The 19,329-nt window shown below is 53.8% G+C and carries 22 protein-coding genes and 1 other annotated feature (1 of these 23 only partly in view); of the genes, 7 read left to right on the forward strand and 15 right to left on the reverse strand.

Going from position 1 to position 19,329, the window contains the following annotated elements; all coding sequences use genetic code 11:
• Nucleotides 1-8: 8 nt before the first annotated feature.
• Together ACJTMZ_RS02055 and osmB are read left to right on the forward strand one after the other, a co-directional pair.
• Nucleotides 9-761: a DNA-binding transcriptional regulator YciT gene (locus ACJTMZ_RS02055; protein WP_017384211.1), complete on the forward strand. Its 753-nt coding sequence runs from the start codon at nt 9-11 to the stop codon at nt 759-761.
• A 262-nt stretch (nt 762-1,023) separates the two neighbouring features.
• Complete coding sequence (gene osmB, locus ACJTMZ_RS02060; protein ID WP_017384212.1) at nt 1,024-1,242, forward strand: osmotically-inducible lipoprotein OsmB; 219 nt, start codon at nt 1,024-1,026, stop codon at nt 1,240-1,242.
• A gap of 103 nt (nt 1,243-1,345) precedes the next feature.
• Here the strand turns inward: osmB and yciH are convergent, their stop codons facing one another.
• The 5 genes from yciH to pgpB all read right to left on the reverse strand — a co-directional run bounded on the left by yciH (nt 1,346) and on the right by pgpB (nt 4,994).
• Nucleotides 1,346-1,672, reverse strand: a complete 327-nt coding sequence (gene yciH / locus ACJTMZ_RS02065; RefSeq protein ID WP_015570389.1) for a stress response translation initiation inhibitor YciH — start codon at nt 1,670-1,672, stop codon at nt 1,346-1,348.
• Complete coding sequence (gene pyrF / locus ACJTMZ_RS02070; RefSeq protein ID WP_015570388.1) at nt 1,672-2,409, reverse strand: orotidine-5'-phosphate decarboxylase; 738 nt, start codon at nt 2,407-2,409, stop codon at nt 1,672-1,674. The genes yciH and pyrF overlap by 1 nt, the downstream gene beginning before the upstream one ends.
• A 184-nt stretch (nt 2,410-2,593) precedes the next feature.
• Entirely contained in the window at nt 2,594-3,763 is a 1,170-nt protein-coding gene (gene lapB, locus ACJTMZ_RS02075; RefSeq protein WP_003856819.1) for a lipopolysaccharide assembly protein LapB, read from the reverse strand.
• A 6-nt stretch (nt 3,764-3,769) separates the two neighbouring features.
• Nucleotides 3,770-4,078 (reverse strand): LapA family protein, encoded by a 309-nt coding sequence (locus tag ACJTMZ_RS02080; protein ID WP_003856817.1) that lies wholly within the window; start codon nt 4,076-4,078, stop codon nt 3,770-3,772.
• A 148-nt stretch (nt 4,079-4,226) separates the two neighbouring features.
• Nucleotides 4,227-4,994: a phosphatidylglycerophosphatase B gene (gene pgpB / locus ACJTMZ_RS02085; RefSeq protein ID WP_003856815.1), complete on the reverse strand. Its 768-nt coding sequence runs from the start codon at nt 4,992-4,994 to the stop codon at nt 4,227-4,229.
• Between the two features lie 197 nt (nt 4,995-5,191).
• Between pgpB and ribA the strand changes: the two genes are divergently transcribed.
• Entirely contained in the window at nt 5,192-5,782 is a 591-nt protein-coding gene (ribA, locus tag ACJTMZ_RS02090; RefSeq protein ID WP_003856813.1) for a GTP cyclohydrolase II, read from the forward strand.
• A gap of 37 nt (nt 5,783-5,819) precedes the next feature.
• Here the strand turns inward: ribA and acnA are convergent, their stop codons facing one another.
• The 6 genes from acnA to topA form a co-directional block, all read right to left on the reverse strand.
• Complete coding sequence (gene acnA / locus ACJTMZ_RS02095; RefSeq protein WP_017693321.1) at nt 5,820-8,495, reverse strand: aconitate hydratase AcnA; 2,676 nt, start codon at nt 8,493-8,495, stop codon at nt 5,820-5,822.
• A 165-nt stretch (nt 8,496-8,660) separates the two neighbouring features.
• On the reverse strand, nt 8,661-8,759 hold the full coding sequence (gene ymiC / locus ACJTMZ_RS02100) for a small membrane protein YmiC (protein WP_032103392.1): 99 nt from the start codon (nt 8,757-8,759) through the stop codon (nt 8,661-8,663).
• A gap of 137 nt (nt 8,760-8,896) precedes the next feature.
• Complete coding sequence (locus ACJTMZ_RS02105; protein ID WP_162183706.1) at nt 8,897-9,061, reverse strand: hypothetical protein; 165 nt, start codon at nt 9,059-9,061, stop codon at nt 8,897-8,899.
• A gap of 8 nt (nt 9,062-9,069) precedes the next feature.
• Nucleotides 9,070-9,210, reverse strand: a complete 141-nt coding sequence (locus ACJTMZ_RS02110; protein WP_408626812.1) for a YmiA family putative membrane protein — start codon at nt 9,208-9,210, stop codon at nt 9,070-9,072.
• Between the two features lie 336 nt (nt 9,211-9,546).
• Complete coding sequence (gene cysB, locus ACJTMZ_RS02115) at nt 9,547-10,521, reverse strand: HTH-type transcriptional regulator CysB (RefSeq protein ID WP_006810844.1); 975 nt, start codon at nt 10,519-10,521, stop codon at nt 9,547-9,549.
• 186 nt (nt 10,522-10,707) lie between these two features.
• Complete coding sequence (topA, locus tag ACJTMZ_RS02120; protein ID WP_015570386.1) at nt 10,708-13,305, reverse strand: type I DNA topoisomerase; 2,598 nt, start codon at nt 13,303-13,305, stop codon at nt 10,708-10,710.
• Between the two features lie 398 nt (nt 13,306-13,703).
• Between topA and ACJTMZ_RS02125 the strand changes: the two genes are divergently transcribed.
• On the forward strand, nt 13,704-13,955 hold the full coding sequence (locus ACJTMZ_RS02125; RefSeq protein ID WP_003856804.1) for a YciN family protein: 252 nt from the start codon (nt 13,704-13,706) through the stop codon (nt 13,953-13,955).
• A gap of 35 nt (nt 13,956-13,990) precedes the next feature.
• Here ACJTMZ_RS02125 and sohB read toward each other — a convergent pair whose 3' ends face one another.
• Entirely contained in the window at nt 13,991-15,037 is a 1,047-nt protein-coding gene (sohB, locus tag ACJTMZ_RS02130; protein ID WP_023296716.1) for a protease SohB, read from the reverse strand.
• A gap of 252 nt (nt 15,038-15,289) precedes the next feature.
• On the opposite strand from sohB, the gene ACJTMZ_RS02135 reads away from it, so the two are divergent.
• Together ACJTMZ_RS02135 and cobO are read left to right on the forward strand one after the other, a co-directional pair.
• Nucleotides 15,290-16,051 carry a YciK family oxidoreductase gene (locus tag ACJTMZ_RS02135; RefSeq protein ID WP_252010637.1) on the forward strand — a complete coding sequence of 254 codons (762 nt, stop codon included), beginning with the start codon at nt 15,290-15,292 and terminating at the stop codon, nt 16,049-16,051.
• Nucleotides 16,048-16,638: a cob(I)yrinic acid a,c-diamide adenosyltransferase gene (cobO, locus tag ACJTMZ_RS02140; protein WP_015570385.1), complete on the forward strand. Its 591-nt coding sequence runs from the start codon at nt 16,048-16,050 to the stop codon at nt 16,636-16,638. The genes ACJTMZ_RS02135 and cobO overlap by 4 nt, the downstream gene beginning before the upstream one ends.
• A gap of 34 nt (nt 16,639-16,672) precedes the next feature.
• Here cobO and rluB read toward each other — a convergent pair whose 3' ends face one another.
• The 3 genes from rluB to rnm form a co-directional block, all read right to left on the reverse strand.
• On the reverse strand, nt 16,673-17,548 hold the full coding sequence (rluB, locus tag ACJTMZ_RS02145) for a 23S rRNA pseudouridine(2605) synthase RluB (RefSeq protein WP_003856794.1): 876 nt from the start codon (nt 17,546-17,548) through the stop codon (nt 16,673-16,675).
• 97 nt (nt 17,549-17,645) lie between these two features.
• A complete protein-coding gene (locus ACJTMZ_RS02150) occupies nt 17,646-18,266 on the reverse strand; it encodes an L-threonylcarbamoyladenylate synthase (RefSeq protein ID WP_003856793.1) in 621 nt (206 codons plus the stop codon).
• Nucleotides 18,263-19,156 (reverse strand): RNase RNM, encoded by an 894-nt coding sequence (gene rnm / locus ACJTMZ_RS02155; RefSeq protein WP_252010638.1) that lies wholly within the window; start codon nt 19,154-19,156, stop codon nt 18,263-18,265. Before rnm ends, ACJTMZ_RS02150 begins: the two co-directional genes overlap by 4 nt.
• 127 nt (nt 19,157-19,283) lie before the next feature.
• Between rnm and trpL the strand changes: the two genes are divergently transcribed.
• Nucleotides 19,284-19,328 carry a trp operon leader peptide gene (gene trpL / locus ACJTMZ_RS02160; RefSeq protein ID WP_071524153.1) on the forward strand — a complete coding sequence of 15 codons (45 nt, stop codon included), beginning with the start codon at nt 19,284-19,286 and terminating at the stop codon, nt 19,326-19,328.
• Nucleotides 19,305-19,329 (forward strand) — a sequence feature (Trp leader region) (it continues 70 nt past the right edge of the window). (Overlaps the previous gene by 24 nt.)

A 19,329-nucleotide genomic window follows, 5' to 3' on the forward strand; every position in this document is an offset into this window, starting at 1 on the left:
TGGATGCTATGAATTCCCGACAACAAATCATTTTGCAGATGGTGATCGATCAGGGACGCGTAAGCGTGGTCGATCTCGCTAAAGCCACCGGCGTTTCTGAAGTCACCATTCGTCAGGATCTGAATCTCCTGGAAAAACAGAGCTACCTGCGGCGTGCGCACGGATATGCCGTTCCACTGGACAGTGACGACGTCGAAACCCGCATGATGAACAATTATGCGCTCAAGCGGGAGCTGGCGGAGTTTGCTGCATCCTTAGTGAATAACGGTGAGACCGTCTTTATTGAAAATGGCAGCAGTAACGCCCTTCTGGCGCGCACGCTCGCCGATCAAAAAGACGTTACCATCATCACCGTAAGCAGCTATATCGCCCATCTGTTGAAGGAAACTCAGTGCGAGGTGATACTGCTGGGCGGCATTTACCAGAAGAAAAGCGAAAGCATGGTGGGGCCATTAACGCGTCAATATGTTCAGCAGGTTCACTTCAGTAAGGCATTCATTGGTATTGACGGCTGGCAGCCCGACACCGGCTTTACTGGTCGCGACATGATGCGTTCAGACGTGGTTAACGCCGTACTCGCCAAAGAGTGTGAAGCGATAGTGCTGACCGACAGCTCTAAGTTTGGCGCCGTACACCCTTATACGATGGGTCCGGCTTCGCGCTTCAGCCGCGTGATCACGGATGAGCGTTTGCGCGATGAATATCGCCAGCAATTAGAACAAGACGGCCTGACTGTCGATATTGTGAAAAAAACGGCCTGATTATCCTGCTGCGCCCGAATAATGGGCGCACTTAAACCTTTCTCTGAGAGTATTCCGACCCTGCCTTTAAGAGTTTTTACCTGTTGAAACCGTTCTAAACACGTAAAATTAATATTAGCGATATAACAGGAAGTGACTATCACCTGCGTGATGATGAAACGCCTGCGCGACCAGCTTTCACGGGAACAGAATTTAAGTATGGATATTGTCTATACTTAAAGTGCATTCCTTTCCGTGAATCGATAATTCAGGAGAAAGTATTATGACCTTTACCAGCAAAAAATTAGCCGCCGCTGTTCTGGCAATCACTGTAGCAATGTCCCTGAGCGCTTGCTCTAACTGGTCTAAACGTGACCGTAATACCGCGATTGGTGCCGGTGCTGGTGCGCTTGGTGGTGCAGTATTAACGGATGGTAGTACGCTGGGTACATTAGGTGGTGCTGCCGTAGGTGGTGTTATCGGTCACCAGGTGGGCAAATAATCACCATAACGGCTCTCACCGGTATAATAATATATTTTGTATTTTCAGGTCTGACTTACGCACGTAAAAAAAGAGCCACGGCAATGTCCGTGGCTCATTTATTTTAGCCGCCCGCCAGTTTGACTTTCATTCCTTTGGCTTCCAGCAGCGCTTTAATTAAATCCCGTTTATCACCCTGAATCTCAATAATGCCGTCTTTTACTGCCCCACCGCATCCGCACTTCTTTTTAAGTTCAGCGGCGAGCTTTACCAGGTCTGCATCATCCAGATCAATGCCAGTGACAAGGCAAACCCCTTTACCTTTCCTGCCGCTGGTCTGGCGCTGAATTCGCACGATGCCATCGCCTTTTGGACGTTCAGCTTTCTCTTTTGGCTCTTCAATGCGCCCGGTATCCGTTGAATAGACCAGACGACTGTTGGCGTCACGCATTATGCCCCCTTTTTCAGTGATGCATTAATCGCTTTCAGGGTCTCTGCCGGATGAGCGGATTGCGTCACCGGGCGACCAATCACCATATAGTCTACACCCGCGCTCAGCGCCTGCTCTGGCGTCATGATGCGTCGCTGATCCCCAGACTCGGTGCCTGCCGGACGGATGCCCGGCGTTACCAGTTTAAAGTCGCGGCCTAGCTCAGCTTTGAAGCGAACCGCCTCCTGAGCCGAACAGACCACGCCATCGAGACCACACTGTTGCGTGAGGCGCGCCAGACGCTCCGCGTGTTCGGCAGGTGACAATGTCACACCCAGGTCACGCAGGTCGGATTCATCCATACTGGTCAGCACGGTGACGGCGATCAGAAGCGGAGCGTCATTGCCAAACGGCACCAGCGCTTCGCGCGCAGCCGTCATCATGCGTGCCCCGCCGGATGCATGAACGTTAACCATCCACACGCCCAGTTCAGCCGCCGCAGCTACGGCGTGCGCAGTGGTATTCGGGATATCATGGAATTTCAGGTCGAGGAAAACGTCGAAGCCACGCTGGTGCAGATCGCGGACGATTTGTGGGCCGAACAGCGTAAACATCTCTTTGCCTACTTTCAGACGGCAATCGCGGGGATCAATGCCATCAACAAAGGCCAGTGCGGCGTCACGGTTATTGTAATCCAGAGCAACAACTACGGGAGAATCGGTAACTACGCGGGAAGTGGAGGATGTAACAGACGTCATGACCAGCCCTTTTCGTCTATGGGCGCGCAGCGGCGCGGAACAGATAAACGGCGTGCATTCTACCTGCCCTCGGGGTAAATGAACAGAATCGAATGCTTTTCCTGCTGAACCCCAGACCGCACAGTGCTGACGAAATCACTGCAACCATTAGTATGTTGTAACTAAAGTACAGCGTTTTAAAAAATTACTGCCCGTCCAGACCTCGGATTGGCTTAATGGTGGACCACGCCCGGCACGAAGGGCAATGCCAGTAGAGCGAATAGGCGGTGAAGCCGCATTTCTGGCAGCGATAGCGCGGTTTGCTGCGCACCTGTTCACCCACCATGTCTCGCAGCACCATCAGGCTCTCTTTAGCGCGCCCTTCTTCTGCGTCATTAAGGTGGTAATCCATCAGCTTATGGAAGACGCGCATGGTAGGATGACGCTGCAACTGGCGGGTAATGTATACCTGGGCGGTATCACTCCCTTCGTGCTCTTCGACGACATCCGACAGCATCAGCTCGGCTGTGGCACCGGTGTTTTCTTCAACGCAGCGACGCAGAAACGCAACCCACTCGTCCTGCTTACCTAACTGCTGATAGCAGGTTTGCAGCATTTCCAGCGTTTCGCTGACCAGCTCTTTGTCCTGGTCGATAACGCGAAGCAGGCTCTCCACGGCTTTGGCGTAATCACCGTTAGCCATAAAGACCCGCCCCATCATGATCGAGATGCGTGCGCTGTTGCGATCGGCCGCAGCGCCTTTCTTTAACAATGCCATGGCTTTATCCATGTCATCGCTACCCATCTGCTGGAGAGCCAGCTCGCAATAGAAGTGGGCAATTTCGACGCGTTGTTTGTCTTTACCGAGTTTGACCAGGCGTTCGGCGGTATCAATCGCTTTTTGCCAGTCGCTGGTGGCCTGATAGATTTGCAGAAGCTGCTGAAGCGCACCGATACGGAAGTCCGTCTCATCCACCAGCTGAGAGAACATATCCTCGGCGCGATCGTAAAGCCCCGCGGCCATGTAATCCCGCCCAAGCTGCTGCACGGCCAGCAACCGTTGCTCATAGGTCAACGAAGCGCTTTCCATCAGGGTCTGGTGGATACGAATGGCACGGTCAACCTCTCCGCGCGAGCGGAACAGGTTTCCCAGGGTGAGATGCGCCTCTACGGTGCCGGTATCCTCTTTAAGCATGTCGAGGAACAGATCCACCGCTTTATCCTGCTGATTGCTCAGCAGGAAGTTCACCCCCGCTACGTAGTCACGGGAGAGTCGGTTTGCTTCATCCTGTTTTGTTTGTTGCGCGCTTCTGCGGCCCATATACCAGCCATAGGCTGCGGCGACAGGCAAAAGCAGAAACAACAACTCCAGCATATTCGATTATTCCTTGACTACCGGCACACCAGAGCTCGCCGGAATGTCAGACGCAGGCGTAAGTTGATGTTCAAGTCGTTTAATTTTACGTTCAGCGCGAACAAGAGAAACACGAACCTTAAGCCAGAACAGGCCGCATACAAGCCAGCCGATGACAAAACCCGCCGCGAATAACACCGCCAGCAGGCTCGACACCCGGTACTCGCCCTGCGCCAGCAGATAGTTAAAACTTACCTGTTGATCGTTTTGCGCGCCCAATGTGACTGAAATGACAAAAATCGCCAACACCAGTAAGAAAATGAGTAAATATTTCACATGACTTCCCGTTATGTGGTTCGAGCGTATAAAGCGTGTTCAAATCACTGCAATCAGCCTTATAAGCTACCATTTTAGTGGCGGGCGCGAAATGGAAAAAGTAACGCGCCCTACATGGATTTATGGTCAAAATGCGGAATATCAACCTTCAGGTTCCGCCAGACTCCCTTTCGGCTATTTCTTCCTTCTCTTCCGGCGGCGGCGTCAATGGTCCACAAAAACGTTGTGCAAGCCAGGTCGCCAGCGTCACCAGTACCCACGAGATCAGCGTTGCAACCACCAAATCACGCGGCCAGTGCATCCCCAGCAGCATCCGGCTGCCCATTACGCCTGTCGCCCAGACCAGCAAAATCGCAATCGTGAGGGTACGCCGACGCGGCCACAGCAGTCCCACGCCAAGTAGCGCCCAGCTGGCAGCAAACATCGTATGCCCGGAAGGAAACGCAAAGCCGGTCTCTTTTTGCCAGTGTTTGCGTAAAAAGGTCGGGATATCCTGCTGTTCTGCAAGCTGCTCCTTTACCAACGCACCGCGATCTTTACGCTTTAAATTGTAGAACTCATCCACCGGAACATGATGCGTTTTTTCCAGCCAGACGACGAAAGGACGGGGTTCCTGCACGCGATCCTTGACCCACGACTTCACCCCTTGCCCGATAAGTATGGCGCCGCCGAGAATAGCGAACAGTACCAGCGCCGCGCGAAGGCGAAAGCGCAGGCACCACAGGAACCAACCACAGAGCAACACGTGCGTAATAATCCCCCACGGCTGGGTGACCGTCTCGGTTATCCAGTATAAGGCTTTCAGCCACGTCTCGTTTTGTCCGGGCTGCCACATCCAGCCGGAGAACCAAACGACCAGGGGTATAACGAGCAATACGGCGGCTCCTGCGGCCGTTCGTCTGGCAATTGAAAGCATGTCCTCTCCTTTTTCACTAAGCACCACAATCATAACTGAATTTCATCATTCTGGTGGATATGTCGGATTGTGCGTTTAACGTTTGTAAAGCGTGGTGGTGATTAGGTGAAGTTGCCGGGCTTGTGGCAAAATAGTCCGATACAGAAAGCATAATGGGGCAAAGGCACGAAACGTGTCAGCCTGGTCTGGAGAATCACATGCAGCTTAAACGTGTGGCAGAAGCCAAACTGCCAACCCCATGGGGCGATTTCCTGATGGTGGGTTTTGAAGAACTGGCAACCGGGCAAGATCACGTCGCCCTGGTGTTCGGCGACATTTCGGGGCAAACGCCGGTGCTGTCCCGCGTTCATTCAGAGTGTCTGACCGGTGACGCGCTGTTCAGTCTGCGGTGCGACTGCGGTTTTCAGCTTGAAGCCGCCCTTTCTCATATCGCAGAGGAAGGACGTGGCGTTCTGCTGTATCACCGTCAGGAAGGTCGCAATATTGGCCTGCTGAATAAAATCCGCGCCTATGCGTTGCAGGATCAGGGCTACGATACCGTCGAAGCGAACCATCAGCTCGGCTTTGCTGCTGACGAGCGCGATTTCACCCTGTGCGCGGATATGTTCAAGCTGCTGGGCGTGGACGAAGTGCGTCTGTTGACCAATAACCCGAAAAAAGTGGAAATCCTCACTGAAGCGGGCATCAATATTGTGGAACGCGTACCGCTGATTGTCGGCCGCAACCCGAAAAACGCGCACTACCTCGATACCAAAGCTGCCAAAATGGGGCATCTGCTGAGCGAGTAAACGCAAAACGCCCGGCACATGTGCCGGGCGAGTTTGATCAGTCCAGCATCTTACGAATCACATAATGTAAAATGCCGTCGTTCTGATAATAGGTCAGCTCTGTTGCCGTATCAATACGACACCGGCAATCCAGCACTTCTGTCGTTCCATCTGCGCGCGTTAACTTCACCGGAACGGTTTTACCCGGTTGCAGATTTTGCAGACCGCTGATATCAATCTGCTCTTCCCCGGTCAAACCCAGCGTTTTACGCGTTACACCCTGCGGGAACTCCAGCGGCAGGATCCCCATCCCGATCAGGTTTGAGCGGTGGATACGTTCAAAGGATTCGGCAATCACCACGCGAACCCCGAGCAGACGCGGACCTTTTGCCGCCCAGTCGCGACTGGAACCGGAGCCGTACTCTTTACCGGCAATAACGGCCAGCGGCGTACCCTGCTGCTGATACTTCATGGCTGCGTCATAAATTGAAATGACCTCTGTATCCGGCAGGTGGCGCGTCATACCCCCTTCCACGCCTGGGACCATTTCATTGCGAATGCGGATGTTGGCAAAGGTCCCGCGCATCATCACTTCGTGGTTACCGCGGCGCGAACCGTAGGAGTTGAAATCGCGACGTTCCACGCCACGACTTTGCAGATACCGACCTGCCGGACTGTCCGCCTTGATGCTACCCGCAGGGGAGATATGGTCGGTGGTGACGGAATCGCCCAGCATCGCCAGAATGCGCGCGCCGTGAATATCTTTCAGCGGTGCAGGCTCCGCCAGCATTTCGTCGAAGAATGGCGACAGGCGAATATAGGTGGAATCATCCTGCCAGTCATAGGTATCGGAACCCACTACGTCGATCGCTTTCCACTCCGCTGTGCCTTCGAACACTTCCGCATACTCTTTGCGGAACATCTCGGTGGAAACTTTCTCTACCGCGCGCGCAATTTCGCGCGATGATGGCCAGATGTCTTTCAGATAGACCGGTTCATTTTTGCGATCGTGACCAATCGGATCGGTCGCCAGGTTAATGTTCATGTTTCCGGCCAGCGCATAGGCTACAACCAGCGGCGGCGAGGCCAGCCAGTTGGTTTTCACCAGCGGATGAATACGCCCTTCAAAGTTTCGGTTACCGGAAAGTACCGCGCCAACGGTCAAATCCCCCTGCTTGATCGCCATTTCAATAGGTTCAGGCAGTGGACCAGAGTTACCGATGCAGGTCGTACAGCCGTAGCCCACCAGGTTAAAGCCCAGCTCGTCGAGGTAAGGCGTGAGTCTGGCCTGTGCCAGGTAATCGGATACCACTTTCGAACCAGGCGCCAGGGAGGCTTTAACCCAAGGCTGTGGCTTGAGCCCCAGCTCTACCGCTTTTTTTGCCAGCAGCCCGGCAGCCATTAACACACTCGGGTTGGACGTGTTGGTACAGGAGGTGATAGCGGCGATCACCACGGCGCCGTCAGGGAGCTGATACTGATGCCCGTTCAGAACATAGTCCACCGGACGGTGATCTTTTTGCGCGGCGTTAACCTCCAGCTCATTGCTGGCGGCGAAGGCTTTGGGAACGTTGCTCAGGGCGACGCGGTCCTGCGGACGTTTTGGCCCTGCGAGGCTTGCCTCAACGGTGCCCATATCCAGCTCCAGCGTACTGGTAAATACCGGCTCGTCACCCGGGTTACGCCACATGCCCTGCGCTTTGGTATAAGCCTCAACGAGAGCCACCTGCTCCTCGCTGCGACCGCTGAGGCGCATATACTCCAGCGTAACGCTATCAATCGGGAAAAAGCCGCAGGTCGCGCCATATTCCGGCGCCATGTTGGCGATGGTGGCCCGGTCCGCCAGCGGCAGTGAATCCAGACCATCGCCATAAAATTCAACGAATTTACCGACCACGCCATGCTTACGCAGCATCTGGGTGACCGTCAGAACCAGATCCGTGGCGGTAATGCCTTCGGACAATTTACCGGTCAGCTTAAAGCCCACCACATCGGGAATGAGCATTGATACCGGCTGGCCGAGCATGGCCGCTTCCGCTTCAATACCACCGACGCCCCAGCCCAGAACGCCAAGGCCGTTAATCATGGTGGTGTGTGAATCTGTGCCCACCAGCGTATCAGGGTAAGCCACCCACTCTTTATCCTGCAATTCACTCCAGACGGCTTTGCCGAGATATTCCAGGTTGACCTGGTGACAAATGCCGGTGCCCGGTGGAACAACGCTGAAGCGGCTGAACGCCTGCTGACCCCATTTCAGAAAAACGTAGCGTTCATGGTTACGTTCCATCTCCAGACGGACGTTTTCGCCGAAAGCATCGTCGTCACCAAAGTGATCGACGGTGACGGAGTGGTCAATGACGAGGTCTACCGGGGACAAGGGGTTAACCTTAGCAGTATCGCCCCCAAGACGCTTAACGGCTTCACGCATGGCAGCTAAATCCACCACCGCTGGCACGCCGGTGAAATCCTGCATCAGCACTCTGGCCGGGCGATAGGCAATTTCTCTGTCTGCATGAGCATTTTTCAGCCACCCTGCCAGAGCCTGGATATCCTCCTCGGTAACCGAGTCGCCATCCTGCCAGCGCAAGAGGTTTTCCAGTAAGACTTTCAACGACTTGGGTAACCGCGAAATGTCCCCAAGCGTTCTGGCAGCCAGCGGTAAGCTGTAGTAGCGCCAGGTTTTATTTTCCGCCTGTAATGTGTCCTTACTGGCTTCGCGTAGGGTTAACGACATAAGCTCCTCCTTAAAAACAGGGATGTCCTGACAATCATCAGGGCTGTAATTAAAGATAACACAAAGATGTCGTAACGTTTTGATAACAACCCAAATTGATAAATTTAGGAATGGTCCAACGCGAGGGATAAAACAAAAAACCCCGCCGTGGCGAGGTTTTACGATTTAGTGCAAGGCCAGCCAGAGGAGCTGACACCAGAAGAGGATCGACGCTGAGAATACGCCGAGCCATGACCAGTATTTTACGGTTGTCATGTTATTCATCATAGGGACACCAGACTTTAATTATTTAAGGTTGCGAGGTCTGCCCTCGTTCTATATTGCTGATGTGTATTTATTAAGGAGTACAAAAGTGCATAGTCTTTATTCAGACTATTTGCATCATTACGCAAAAATCAAAATTATTGTTTTTTGGGTTCGTCTTCCGCGAACACATCAATAAAGGCCTGCTGCTGCGGCGTCAGTTTCCAGGAAGCTGGCACGCTGGTTGCTGGCGCCTTACGGGCTTTGTGAGCATTGTCACGAAGCTGACACATCTCTTTTCTCGCTTCTGTACGCACCGTCATGACCATAATCAACCCCAGTAATTCCAGACAAGAAGAGTAACCACCACCCAGAACAGGGCAGAGCCAAGAAAGACCGCCAGCCAGGCTTTACGCTTAAGCGCGGGATCCCTTTGCGGTTCTTCACTTCCTGACGGCATTGCTAACCTCATACAATCGATATCGCTTATCATTTAGAGACCAAACAATTGGCACAAGTAATCATCTGATGAGATAAATCCTAAAGAAACTTTAGCCGAAAAGCCAGTGAATTTACGTATCCGAGCCCGGGAAAATTCAATCTTTTGACCCGAAATAAATAATTGAAAAGAATAATTTGCACAGCTGTAAATTAGTTTCTACTTTTGTCGCAAATTTGCGACAGTAAAACCATAGTCATCAAATGGGTTATGACGATATATGACAGTGGGCATAGATGATGATAATTCTAATTCAGGTTTAAAGCGGAATGACGGTATCTTTCCGCAAGAGAAAGATACCGGGAGTGATTATTTGGCGGGAAGTTTAATGTCTTTAAACATCTCTTCGATGTCTTCATTGGAGCGTAACGCCACAGCTGTATCCACCACATCGCGCGTTAAATGTGGCGCAAAGCGTTGAATAAAATCATACATATAGCTGCGCAGGAACGTGCTGCGACGAAAACCTATCTTGGTGGTGCTGTGACTGAAAATATCATGCGCATCCAGACGCACCAGATCCGGGTCTGAGACAGGATCCACCGCCATGCTGGCAATAACCCCAACGCCCAGGCCCAGACGCACATACGTTTTTATGACGTCCGCATCCGTCGCCGTAAAGACAATCCGTGGCGTTAATCCGGCGCGGTTAAACGCGGTGTCCAGTTCAGACCGGCCCGTAAAGCCGAACGTATAGGTCACCAGCGGGTATTGCGCCAGTTCTTCGATTGTCACTTCGCCCTTCCCCGCCAGCGGGTGATCCGGGGTCACGACAATAGAGCGGTTCCAGTGGTAGCACGGGAGCATGACCAGATCATCGTACAGATGGAGCGCTTCCGTCGCGATAGCGAAGTCTGCATTGCCTTTAGACACGGCCTCTGCGATTTGCGTCGGTGAGCCCTGATGCATATGCAGGGAAACGCGGGGATAGCGTTCTATGAAGCCTTTGATCACCCCGGGAAGCGCATAACGCGCCTGTGTATGCGTGGTGGCAATATACAGAGAGCCTTTATCCGGCCAGGTATGTTCCCCGGCGACGGATTTAATGGCGTCGACTTTGGAGAGCACTTCCCGTGCGATGCGTATGATTTCCTGTCCTGCCGGGGTGACCTGAGTCAGGTGCTTACCGCTGCGGGCAAATATCTGAATACCTAACTCATCCTCCAGCATACGCACCTGCTTACTGATGCCTGGCTGAGAGGTATAAAGACCTTCTGCGGTGGAAGAGACATTGAGGTTATGATTGACGACCTCAACGATATAGCGAAGCTGCTGTAATTTCATGCCAGACCATCCGATTTAGCGCATGCGTCAATCGCTTAAGACGATTTGATAATAAGAAACGGGTTAACTATAACCACTATATCATTTATAGCCAGGCTGTATAGTACGGAACAAAAAATAATAACTACGTAATAAAAAAGGGCCGGAAGTCCGGCCCTTTCACAGGTAAGTTACGGTAAGGGAAGATTATTTCTTGCCTTCAACCCATTTCCCGTCGACAAAGAAGGCTGACCATCCGGTCGCTTTGCCCTCTTTCTCTGCCGCCACATACTGCTGCTTCGTTTTACGGCTGAAGCGCACCACGGTTTTATTGCCTTCCGGATCCTGCTGTGGCGCATCGGCCAGGTAACGCAGTTTCTCCGGCAGACGGTCGCGGAAGCGGTACAGTTCTTCTACCAGCGGCGCACGGGTTTCGCGCGATTTCGGGAAGGTGTTGGCCGCCAGGAATACCCCGGCAGCGCCGTCACGCAGCACGAAATACGCGTCTGACTTCTCGCACGGCAGCTCAGGAAGCGGAACCGGATCTTCCTTTGGCGGCGCAACTTCACCGTTACGCAGGATCTTACGCGTGTTTTTACAGTCGTCGTTGGTGCATGCCATGTACTTACCGAAGCGTCCCATTTTCAGGTGCATTTCGGAACCACATTTCTCACACTCAACGATTGGACCGTCATAGCCCTTAATGCGGAACTCACCTTCTTCGATCTCATAACCATCGCAGGTCGGGTTATTGCCACAAACGTGCAATTTGCGTTTGGGATCGATCAGGTAGCTGTCCATCGCCGTGCCGCATTTCTTACAGCGGCGTTTGGCACGCAGTGCGTTGGTCTCCGCATCGTCACCTTCCAGCACGTTGAGAACTTCGTTCTCCGGCACGAGGTTGATGGTGGTTTTGCAACGCTCTTTCGGCGACAGCGCATAGCCAGAGCAACCGAGGAACACGCCCGTGGTCGCGGTACGGATCCCCATTTTACGGCCGCAGGTTGGGCAGTCGATGCTCGTCAGTACCATCTGGTTAGGCAGCATGCCGCCCTCTTCAGGATCTTTCTCGGCTTTCTCAAGCTGATTGGTAAAATCGCTGAAGAAGCTGTCGAGAACTTTCTTCCACTCTGCCTTATGGCTGGCAACCTCATCGAGGCTGTCTTCCATCTGCGCGGTGAAGTCATAGTTCATCAACTCGCGGAAGTTCGCTTCCAGACGGTCGGTGACAATCTCACCCATTTTTTCAGCATAGAAACGACGGTTCTCGACGCGAACGTATCCACGATCCTGAATGGTCGAAATGATTGACGCATAGGTGGACGGGCGACCGATGCCGCGTTTTTCCAGCTCTTTCACCAGCGATGCTTCGCTGAAGCGCGCAGGTGGCTTGGTGAAGTGCTGAGCCGGGACCAGATCAACCAGCGACAGCTCGTCACCTTTGTTGACTGAAGGCAGCGTTCTGTCTTCATCACCTTTACGCAGCGCAGGCATCACTTTGGTCCAGCCGTCGAAGCGCAGAATACGGCCACGCGCTTTCAGGCGGAAGTCGCCTGCACCAACGGTCAGCGTGGTTGAGTCGTATTTCGCTGGCGTCATCTGGCAGGCCACGAACTGGCGCCAGATCAGCTGATACAGCTTCTGGGCGTCCGCTTCCATATCTTTCAGCGATTCTGCCAGGACGGAAACGTCAGAAGGACGAATCGCTTCGTGCGCTTCCTGAGAATTCTCTTTGCTGGCGTACTGATTAGGACTTTCCGGCAGGTATTTCTTACCGAAGTTGTCCTCGATATAGCCGCGCACCATGTTAACAGCGTCCTGGCTCAGGTTGGTGGAGTCAGTACGCATGTAGGTAATGTAACCCGCTTCATACAGACGCTGGGCCATCATCATGGTTTTCTTCACGCCGTAACCCAGACGCGTGCTTGCCGCCTGCTGGAGAGTTGACGTGATAAACGGAGCGCCAGGCTTGCTGCTGGTCGGTTTGTCTTCACGATCCAGAACCTGATAACGCGCTTTTTCCAGCAGCGCCACCGCGGCCATAGTCTGATCGCGATTCTCAGGACGGAACGGTTTGTCGTTGTGGTGACTCACCTGCAACGGCAGCGCATCGCCGCCCGGCGTGGTGACATTCGCATCCACTTCCCAGAACTCTTCCGGGACGAACGCTTTGATCTCGCGTTCACGCTCAACAACAAGACGAACAGCCACAGACTGCACACGCCCCGCAGACAGGCCGCGAGCGACCTTTTTCCACAGTAACGGCGAGACCATGTAGCCTACAACGCGGTCCATAAAGCGACGCGCCTGCTGAGCGTTAACACGGTCGATATTCAGTTCACCCGGCTTTTCAAACGCCTGACGAATCGCATTCTTTGTAATTTCGTTGAACACTACACGGCTGTAGCGTTTGTCATCACCCCCGATCACTTCCCGCAGGTGCCATGCAATGGCCTCCCCTTCGCGGTCAAGGTCGGTTGCGAGATAAATGTGGTCTGCTTTTTCAGCAAGCTGTTTCAGCTCGTTAACGACTTTTTCTTTGCCTGGCAGCACTTCGTAATGTGCATCCCAGTTGTGCCATGGGTTAACACCCATGCGGTTGACAAGCGCGCTACGTTCATCCTTTTTAGGCTTTTTAGCCCCTTTGGTGGAGGTAGAGTCTGCGCTCTTTTTGCTGGCTGAGCCACTGGTCGGCAAATCGCGAATGTGACCAACGCTGGACTTAACCACGTAGTCATTGCCCAGATATTTATTGATCGTTTTGGCTTTTGCCGGGGACTCAACGATGACGAGAGCTTTACCCATATTCACCTTTACCTAATTTAATTCTTCCAGGAATACGCCGCACGTTGATTTCCCTTCCGCTGACGACGAGCCATTGATATTGCGACATCGTCAGGGGATATCAACCCCTATGTGTTACCGAACGTCAGAATGGCGACATCCAGGTCATTGAGTTTTCGGGTATTTTTCTCACATCAAAGTTCATTCGTGACGAATTCCCGGTCGAATGTCAAGCAATTCTGTTGCCAGAATGACGAAAGCGCACACTGTACCTGATAAAATTCGTTACGCAACTTTATTAGCATGCAAAAGCAAATCCCGCCAGCCAGCCCCTGTTTCTTATCCCCTCGGATAACAGGGAAAATTTGCCCCCGAAGCGACCCAGGCGTAGACTATTGTCACTGTTTAAGGAGTGGAATATGCAGAATACGACCCAACCCATTGACCGAGCTTCATTGCTTATCGAAGCAAACAAACTCATTCGCGACCATGAAGACACCCTGGCGGGAATTGAAGCGACTGGCGTGGAACAACGTAATGGCGTGCTGGTGTTCAGCGGTGAATACTTCCTTGATGAACAAGGGCTACCCACCCCGAAAAGCACCGCCGTGTTTAACATGTTTAAATACCTGGCGCATACCCTCTCAGAGAAGTACCACCTGGTCGATTAATACGAAAACGCGAGGCATCTGCCTCGCGTTTTTCTTTACAGCAGCGGCTTTTGGCCGCGCTGCAACCAGCGTAGCAGCAGGCGATCCGCGCTTTCTGCCGCGCTATTGGTAAAACGGTCGAGCAGGCGCTTACGTCGGGTGAAGCGCACCCCCACCAGCTCACGGCCTTCCATCAGGTTGAGCAGGAGGTCATCGCTGGTACCCACTTCATCCACCAGCCCTTTCTCCTGCGCCTGCGTGCCGTACCAGTGTTCGCCCGTAGCCACCTGCTCAATGTCCAGCGTTGGGCGCATGCGGTGCACGAAATCTTTGAACAGATGGTGGGTTTCGTTCAGATCTTCCCGGAATTTCTGCCGTCCCTCTTCGGTATTTTCGCCGAGCAGCGTCAGCGTACGTTTGTACTGACCCGCCGTATGCAGTTCGATGTCGATCTCTTTATTTTTCAGGAAACGATTGAAGTTAGGGATCTGCGCGACCACCCCAATCGAGCCGATAATGGAGAACGGTGCCGCGACGATTTTATCCGCCACGCACGCCATCATATAGCCGCCACTCGCCGCGACCTTATCTACCGCAACGGTGAGTGGGATCTGTTTATCCCGCAGACGTTGTAACTGCGAAGCCGCCAGTCCATACCCATGCACTACGCCGCCCGGGCTTTCAAGGCGTACCACCACCTGATCCTGGGCTGTCGCCACGGCCAGCACCGCCGTCACTTCTTCACGCAGAGAGGAGACTTCATGCGCATCCATGCTACCTTTAAAATCGAGCACATAGACGCGCGGTTTTGCGTCAGCCTGTGGCGTGGCGAGCTTAGCTTTCGCCTTCGCGGCTTTGGCGTCCTGCTTATGTTTTTTCTTCTGGGCTTTTAGCCACAGCTTCTGTTGATGATCGTCAAGCAGCGCCAGAGACATCTCCTCCTGCATCTCTTTATACTGCTCGCTCAGGCGGGTAATGCGTAACTCACCACGCTGACGCTTACGCTGCGTCAGGTTGACAATCAGGACGGCAATCACCGCGACAGCAATAACCACCGTCGCGATTTTGGCCAAAAACAACCCATACTGAGAAAGTAATTCCACGCGTTCCACCTTGATTTAACCACGAATCTTTCACGCCAGTGTACAACAGCCCTGTGCAGGCGTCTCGCTCTGGACATTACCTCTGCGAGGCGGCTTCAGGAATCCCCCGTTTCTGGTTTAAATCTTTGCAAATTGTTAATTTACCAGCGATCTGTCCTGTAGACTGATTGAATTCTGACGCTGTTTCGGGCATAAAGCCGAAAAGTCATAAATAAAGGTGCAAGTCACGCCCAATGCGCCTGAGGAGCCACCGTGCATTATCAGCCACAAAAAAACCTTCTACAGAACCGCATCATTCTGGTTACCGGTGCCAGCGACGGGATTGGTCGCGAAGCGGCGCTGACCTATTCTGAATACGGTGCGAGCCTTATTCTGCTGGGACGTAATGAAGAAAAGCTCAAGGCCGTCGCCCGTGAAATCGAAAATGCCGGCGGTACCCCCACGCCCTGGTATACGCTCGATCTGCTGACCTGCACGCCAGCGTCATGTCAGGCCCTTGCCCAGCGGATCAGCACACATTATCCGCGTCTGGACGGCGTACTGCACAACGCGGGGTTACTGGGCGAAGTGCGCCCGATGGATGAGCAGTATCCGGAAATTTGGCAACAGGTGATGCAGGTTAACGTCAACGGGACGTTTTTCCTGACCCAGGCCTTGCTTCCTTTATTACTCAACTCCGATTCCGGCTCGCTGGTATTTACCTCCTCCAGCGTGGGGCGTCAGGGGCGTGCGAACTGGGGGGCTTACGCCGTCTCAAAATTTGCCACCGAAGGAATGATGCAGGTGCTGGCCGAAGAGTACCAAAGCCGCCACCTGCGGGTTAACTGTATTAATCCAGGCGGTACGCGCACCAAAATGCGCGCCAGCGCCTTCCCGACAGAAGATCCGCAGAAGCTTAAAACCCCGGCCGATATCATGCCCCTTTACCTGTGGCTGATGGGTGACGACAGCCGTCGCAAAACCGGATTGACCTTCGATGCCCAGCCAGGCCGCAAACCGGGGATATCGCAATGAGTGATGATCGTCATCAGCAACGCCAGCAGCGTCTGAAAGAACAGGTTGATGCACGCGTGGCGGCCGCTCAGGACGAGCGCGGTATCCTAATCGTGTTCACCGGCAACGGCAAAGGCAAAACCACCGCCGCATTTGGGACCGCCACCCGCGCAGTCGGGCATGGGCAGAAAGTGGGCGTGATCCAGTTTATCAAGGGTGAATGGCCCAACGGCGAGCGTAATCTGCTCGAGCCGCATGGCGTTGAGTTTCAGGTAATGGCAACCGGTTTTACCTGGGATACCCAGAACCGGGAAACCGATACCGCAGCCTGCCTCGCCGTCTGGGAGCATGCCAAAAGAATGCTTTCAGACCCGTCGCTGAACATGGTGTTGCTGGATGAGATCACCTATATGGTGGCGTATGACTACCTGCCGCTGGAAGCCGTGCTGGAGGCCCTCAGGAACCGCCCTGCACACCAGACGGCGATCGTCACGGGGCGCGGGTGTCATCGGGACATTCTGGAGCTGGCCGATACCGTCAGCGAGCTGCGTCCGGTTAAGCATGCGTTCGATGCGGGTATCAAAGCGCAAATTGGGATTGATTACTGAAAAAAAAGCCCGGTATATTCACCGGGCTTTTCAATTAACCGTTGTTATTACGGCTGCCAGAGCGGCGATTGCTGCTGACCTGGCTATGACGTTTCACCGCACGGCGGATTTGATTCGCCTTCATGCGACGACGATCTTTCTCTACCGCCACTTTCGACGTGGTTTCTGGCGTCAGGCCAACCAGATCGCGCAGGTAGTTGGTTTGCGTCAGATCCAGTTCGGTATAGCCGCCACGTGGCAGGCCTTTCGGCAGCAGAATGTCGCCATAGCGGACGCGAATCAAGCGACTCACCTGGACACCGACCGCTTCCCACAGTCGACGCACCTCGCGGTTACGTCCCTCTGTCAGGGTAACGTTGTACCACTGGTTAATGCCTTCACCACCGGTAAACTTGATGGTTTTGAACGCCGCAGGGCCGTCCTCCAGCTGAACACCACGCGACAGGTCGCGCAGTTTGTTCTCATCAACCTGGCCGAAAACACGAACGGCGTATTCACGTTCCACTTCACGACTCGGGTGCATCAGACGGTTTGCCAGTTCACCATCGGTGGTGAACAGCAGCAGGCCGCAGGTGTTCACGTCCAGACGGCCTACGGCAATCCAGCGGGCGCCACGCAATTTTGGCAGACGGTCAAACACCGTCGGGCGGCCTTCAGGATCGTTGCGGGTACACAGTTCGCCTTCCGGCTTGTAGTAAGCCAGTACGCGGCAGATCTGTTCAGCAGACTCTTTCACGGAGATAAGATGGCCGTCAATGCGGATCTTCAGCCCCGGTACGATTTCAACGCGGTCACCGAGCGTGGCGATTTTACCGTCCACACTCACGCGGCCTGCTTCAATAATGGCTTCGATTTCACGGCGCGAACCGTGGCCGGCGCGCGCCAGCACTTTCTGTAACTTTTCGCTCATTGAGCTTCCTCAGGTGTCGCCTTCACAGGCGTCGAATCAGGTCAAAAACAGGGCAACGCCCTGCTTTGATGGCCGCGTAGTATATCTGCTTACACCCTTACAAGAAAGGCTTAACATCGCCCACGCCTTCACGAATCACTTCTGGCGCATCTTCGGTGAGATCCACCACGGTGGTCGGCTGCTGGCCAAGATAGCCGCCATGAATAATCAGCTCCACCACCTTCTCCAGACGATCTTTGATCTCTTCCGGGTCGGACTCGGTAAACTCACTGCCCGGCAGCATCAGCGATGTGGAGAGCATCGGCTCGCCGAGGGTTTCCAGCAGCGCCTGGGCAATCGGGTTCGACGGCACGCGCATGCCGATGGTTTTACGTTTTTCCTGCAACAGACGACGCGGCACTTCTTTTGTCCCTTTCAGAATGAAAGTGTAGTTACCCGGCGTGTTGTTTTTAATCAGACGAAAGGCCACGTTATCAACATAAGCATAGGTCGACAGCTCAGAGAGATCGCGACACATCAGGGTGAAGTTGTGGCCGTCCGGCAGCTGGCGGATGCGACAGATGCGCTCCATCGCCCCTTTATCCTCAATTTTACAGCCCAGCGCGTAGCCAGAATCGGTTGGGTAGACAATAACGCCGCCTTTGCGGACGATCTCCACGGCCTGATTAATCAGACGTGGCTGGGGGTTATCCGGATGGATATAGAAAAACTGACTCATACTTCCCTCTCTTCAATTTGCTGTGGCTGTTCCCAGAGCTGCCAGACAGGCTCAACGCCCGCGGGTAACCAGAGCTTGCGCCCCAGTTCAATCCACGCGCAGGGCTGATGGAAATCTGAACCCTGTGACCCAAGCAGACCAAACTGACGGGCGTAGGTCGCGAGCTGCGAACGCTCATTGGGTGCCTGCTGACACTGGGCAACTTCCATCGCCTCACCGCCGCATTCGGCAAAGTGTGCCAGCAGTCTTTTCAGCCATTTAGCAGAAAGATTATACCGCCCCGGATGGGCCAGCACGGCCTTACCGCCAGAATGATGAATCACATCAATAGCTTGTTTTATTGTACACCACTGTGGGGGAACGTATCCGGTTTTCCCGCGCGCCAGATACTTTTTAAAGACATTCGCCATGGTCGTCGCCTTACCGGCATCCACCAGAAAACGGGCGAAATGGCCGCGCGTCACCGCCCCACCGTTCGCCAGCGTTCGCGCGCCTTCCAGCGCACCGGGAATATGCGCTTTTTCCAGACGTTCGCCAATCATCTCCGCGCGTTGATTGCGGCGTGTTTTTTGTTCTTGCAAAAAAGCACGCATGGCCGGATGTTCTGTATCGATGTTAAGGCCAACGATATGAATTTCGTGGTTTTCCCAGACCGTCGAGATCTCAACCCCGGCCACCAGATCCAGCGCCAGTCCGCTGCGGGCAATCTCGACGCGCGCGGCGGGAATGCCGTCAGTGGTATCGTGATCGGTTATTGCCAGCGTGCCGACACGCATTTCAACGGCGCGATGGACCAGGGCTTCGGGTGTCAGCAGGCCATCTGAAGCCTGCGTATGGCTGTGTAAATCATAAATTACGGCGTAGGTGGTATCGCTCAAAGCACTTCCCATAACAGGTTGGAGACATCCGAAGCCCCTATGATACCGACTAACCGTGAAATACTGAAATCAGGGGTTGACAACACGCCATCGAACTAGTTAACTAGTACGCAAGTTCACACGAGAAAGGTATCTGAAAATGACAGCACATTTCGCTCTGCACGGTTGGTGGCGTACTTCCTGAT

This window comes from Enterobacter sp. DN, assembly GCF_046054285.1.
Classification (GTDB): domain Bacteria; phylum Pseudomonadota; class Gammaproteobacteria; order Enterobacterales; family Enterobacteriaceae; genus Enterobacter; species Enterobacter hormaechei_C.

Coding starts and splice junctions, on each gene's coding strand:
- ACJTMZ_RS02055 (WP_017384211.1), top strand. CDS start 9: ATGAATTCCCGACAACAAATCATTTTGCAGATGGTGATCGATCAGGGA.
- osmB (WP_017384212.1), top strand. CDS start 1,024: ATGACCTTTACCAGCAAAAAATTAGCCGCCGCTGTTCTGGCAATCACT.
- yciH (WP_015570389.1), bottom strand. CDS start 1,672: ATGCGTGACGCCAACAGTCGTCTGGTCTATTCAACGGATACCGGGCGC.
- pyrF (WP_015570388.1), bottom strand. CDS start 2,409: ATGACGTCTGTTACATCCTCCACTTCCCGCGTAGTTACCGATTCTCCC.
- lapB (WP_003856819.1), bottom strand. CDS start 3,763: ATGCTGGAGTTGTTGTTTCTGCTTTTGCCTGTCGCCGCAGCCTATGGC.
- pgpB (WP_003856815.1), bottom strand. CDS start 4,994: ATGCTTTCAATTGCCAGACGAACGGCCGCAGGAGCCGCCGTATTGCTC.
- ribA (WP_003856813.1), top strand. CDS start 5,192: ATGCAGCTTAAACGTGTGGCAGAAGCCAAACTGCCAACCCCATGGGGC.
- acnA (WP_017693321.1), bottom strand. CDS start 8,495: ATGTCGTTAACCCTACGCGAAGCCAGTAAGGACACATTACAGGCGGAA.
- ymiC (WP_032103392.1), bottom strand. CDS start 8,759: ATGAATAACATGACAACCGTAAAATACTGGTCATGGCTCGGCGTATTC.
- ACJTMZ_RS02105 (WP_162183706.1), bottom strand. CDS start 9,061: ATGACGGTGCGTACAGAAGCGAGAAAAGAGATGTGTCAGCTTCGTGAC.
- ACJTMZ_RS02110 (WP_408626812.1), bottom strand. CDS start 9,210: ATGAGGTTAGCAATGCCGTCAGGAAGTGAAGAACCGCAAAGGGATCCC.
- cysB (WP_006810844.1), bottom strand. CDS start 10,521: ATGAAATTACAGCAGCTTCGCTATATCGTTGAGGTCGTCAATCATAAC.
- topA (WP_015570386.1), bottom strand. CDS start 13,305: ATGGGTAAAGCTCTCGTCATCGTTGAGTCCCCGGCAAAAGCCAAAACG.
- ACJTMZ_RS02125 (WP_003856804.1), top strand. CDS start 13,704: ATGCAGAATACGACCCAACCCATTGACCGAGCTTCATTGCTTATCGAA.
- cobO (WP_015570385.1), top strand. CDS start 16,048: ATGAGTGATGATCGTCATCAGCAACGCCAGCAGCGTCTGAAAGAACAG.
- rluB (WP_003856794.1), bottom strand. CDS start 17,548: ATGAGCGAAAAGTTACAGAAAGTGCTGGCGCGCGCCGGCCACGGTTCG.
- ACJTMZ_RS02150 (WP_003856793.1), bottom strand. CDS start 18,266: ATGAGTCAGTTTTTCTATATCCATCCGGATAACCCCCAGCCACGTCTG.
- rnm (WP_252010638.1), bottom strand. CDS start 19,156: ATGGGAAGTGCTTTGAGCGATACCACCTACGCCGTAATTTATGATTTA.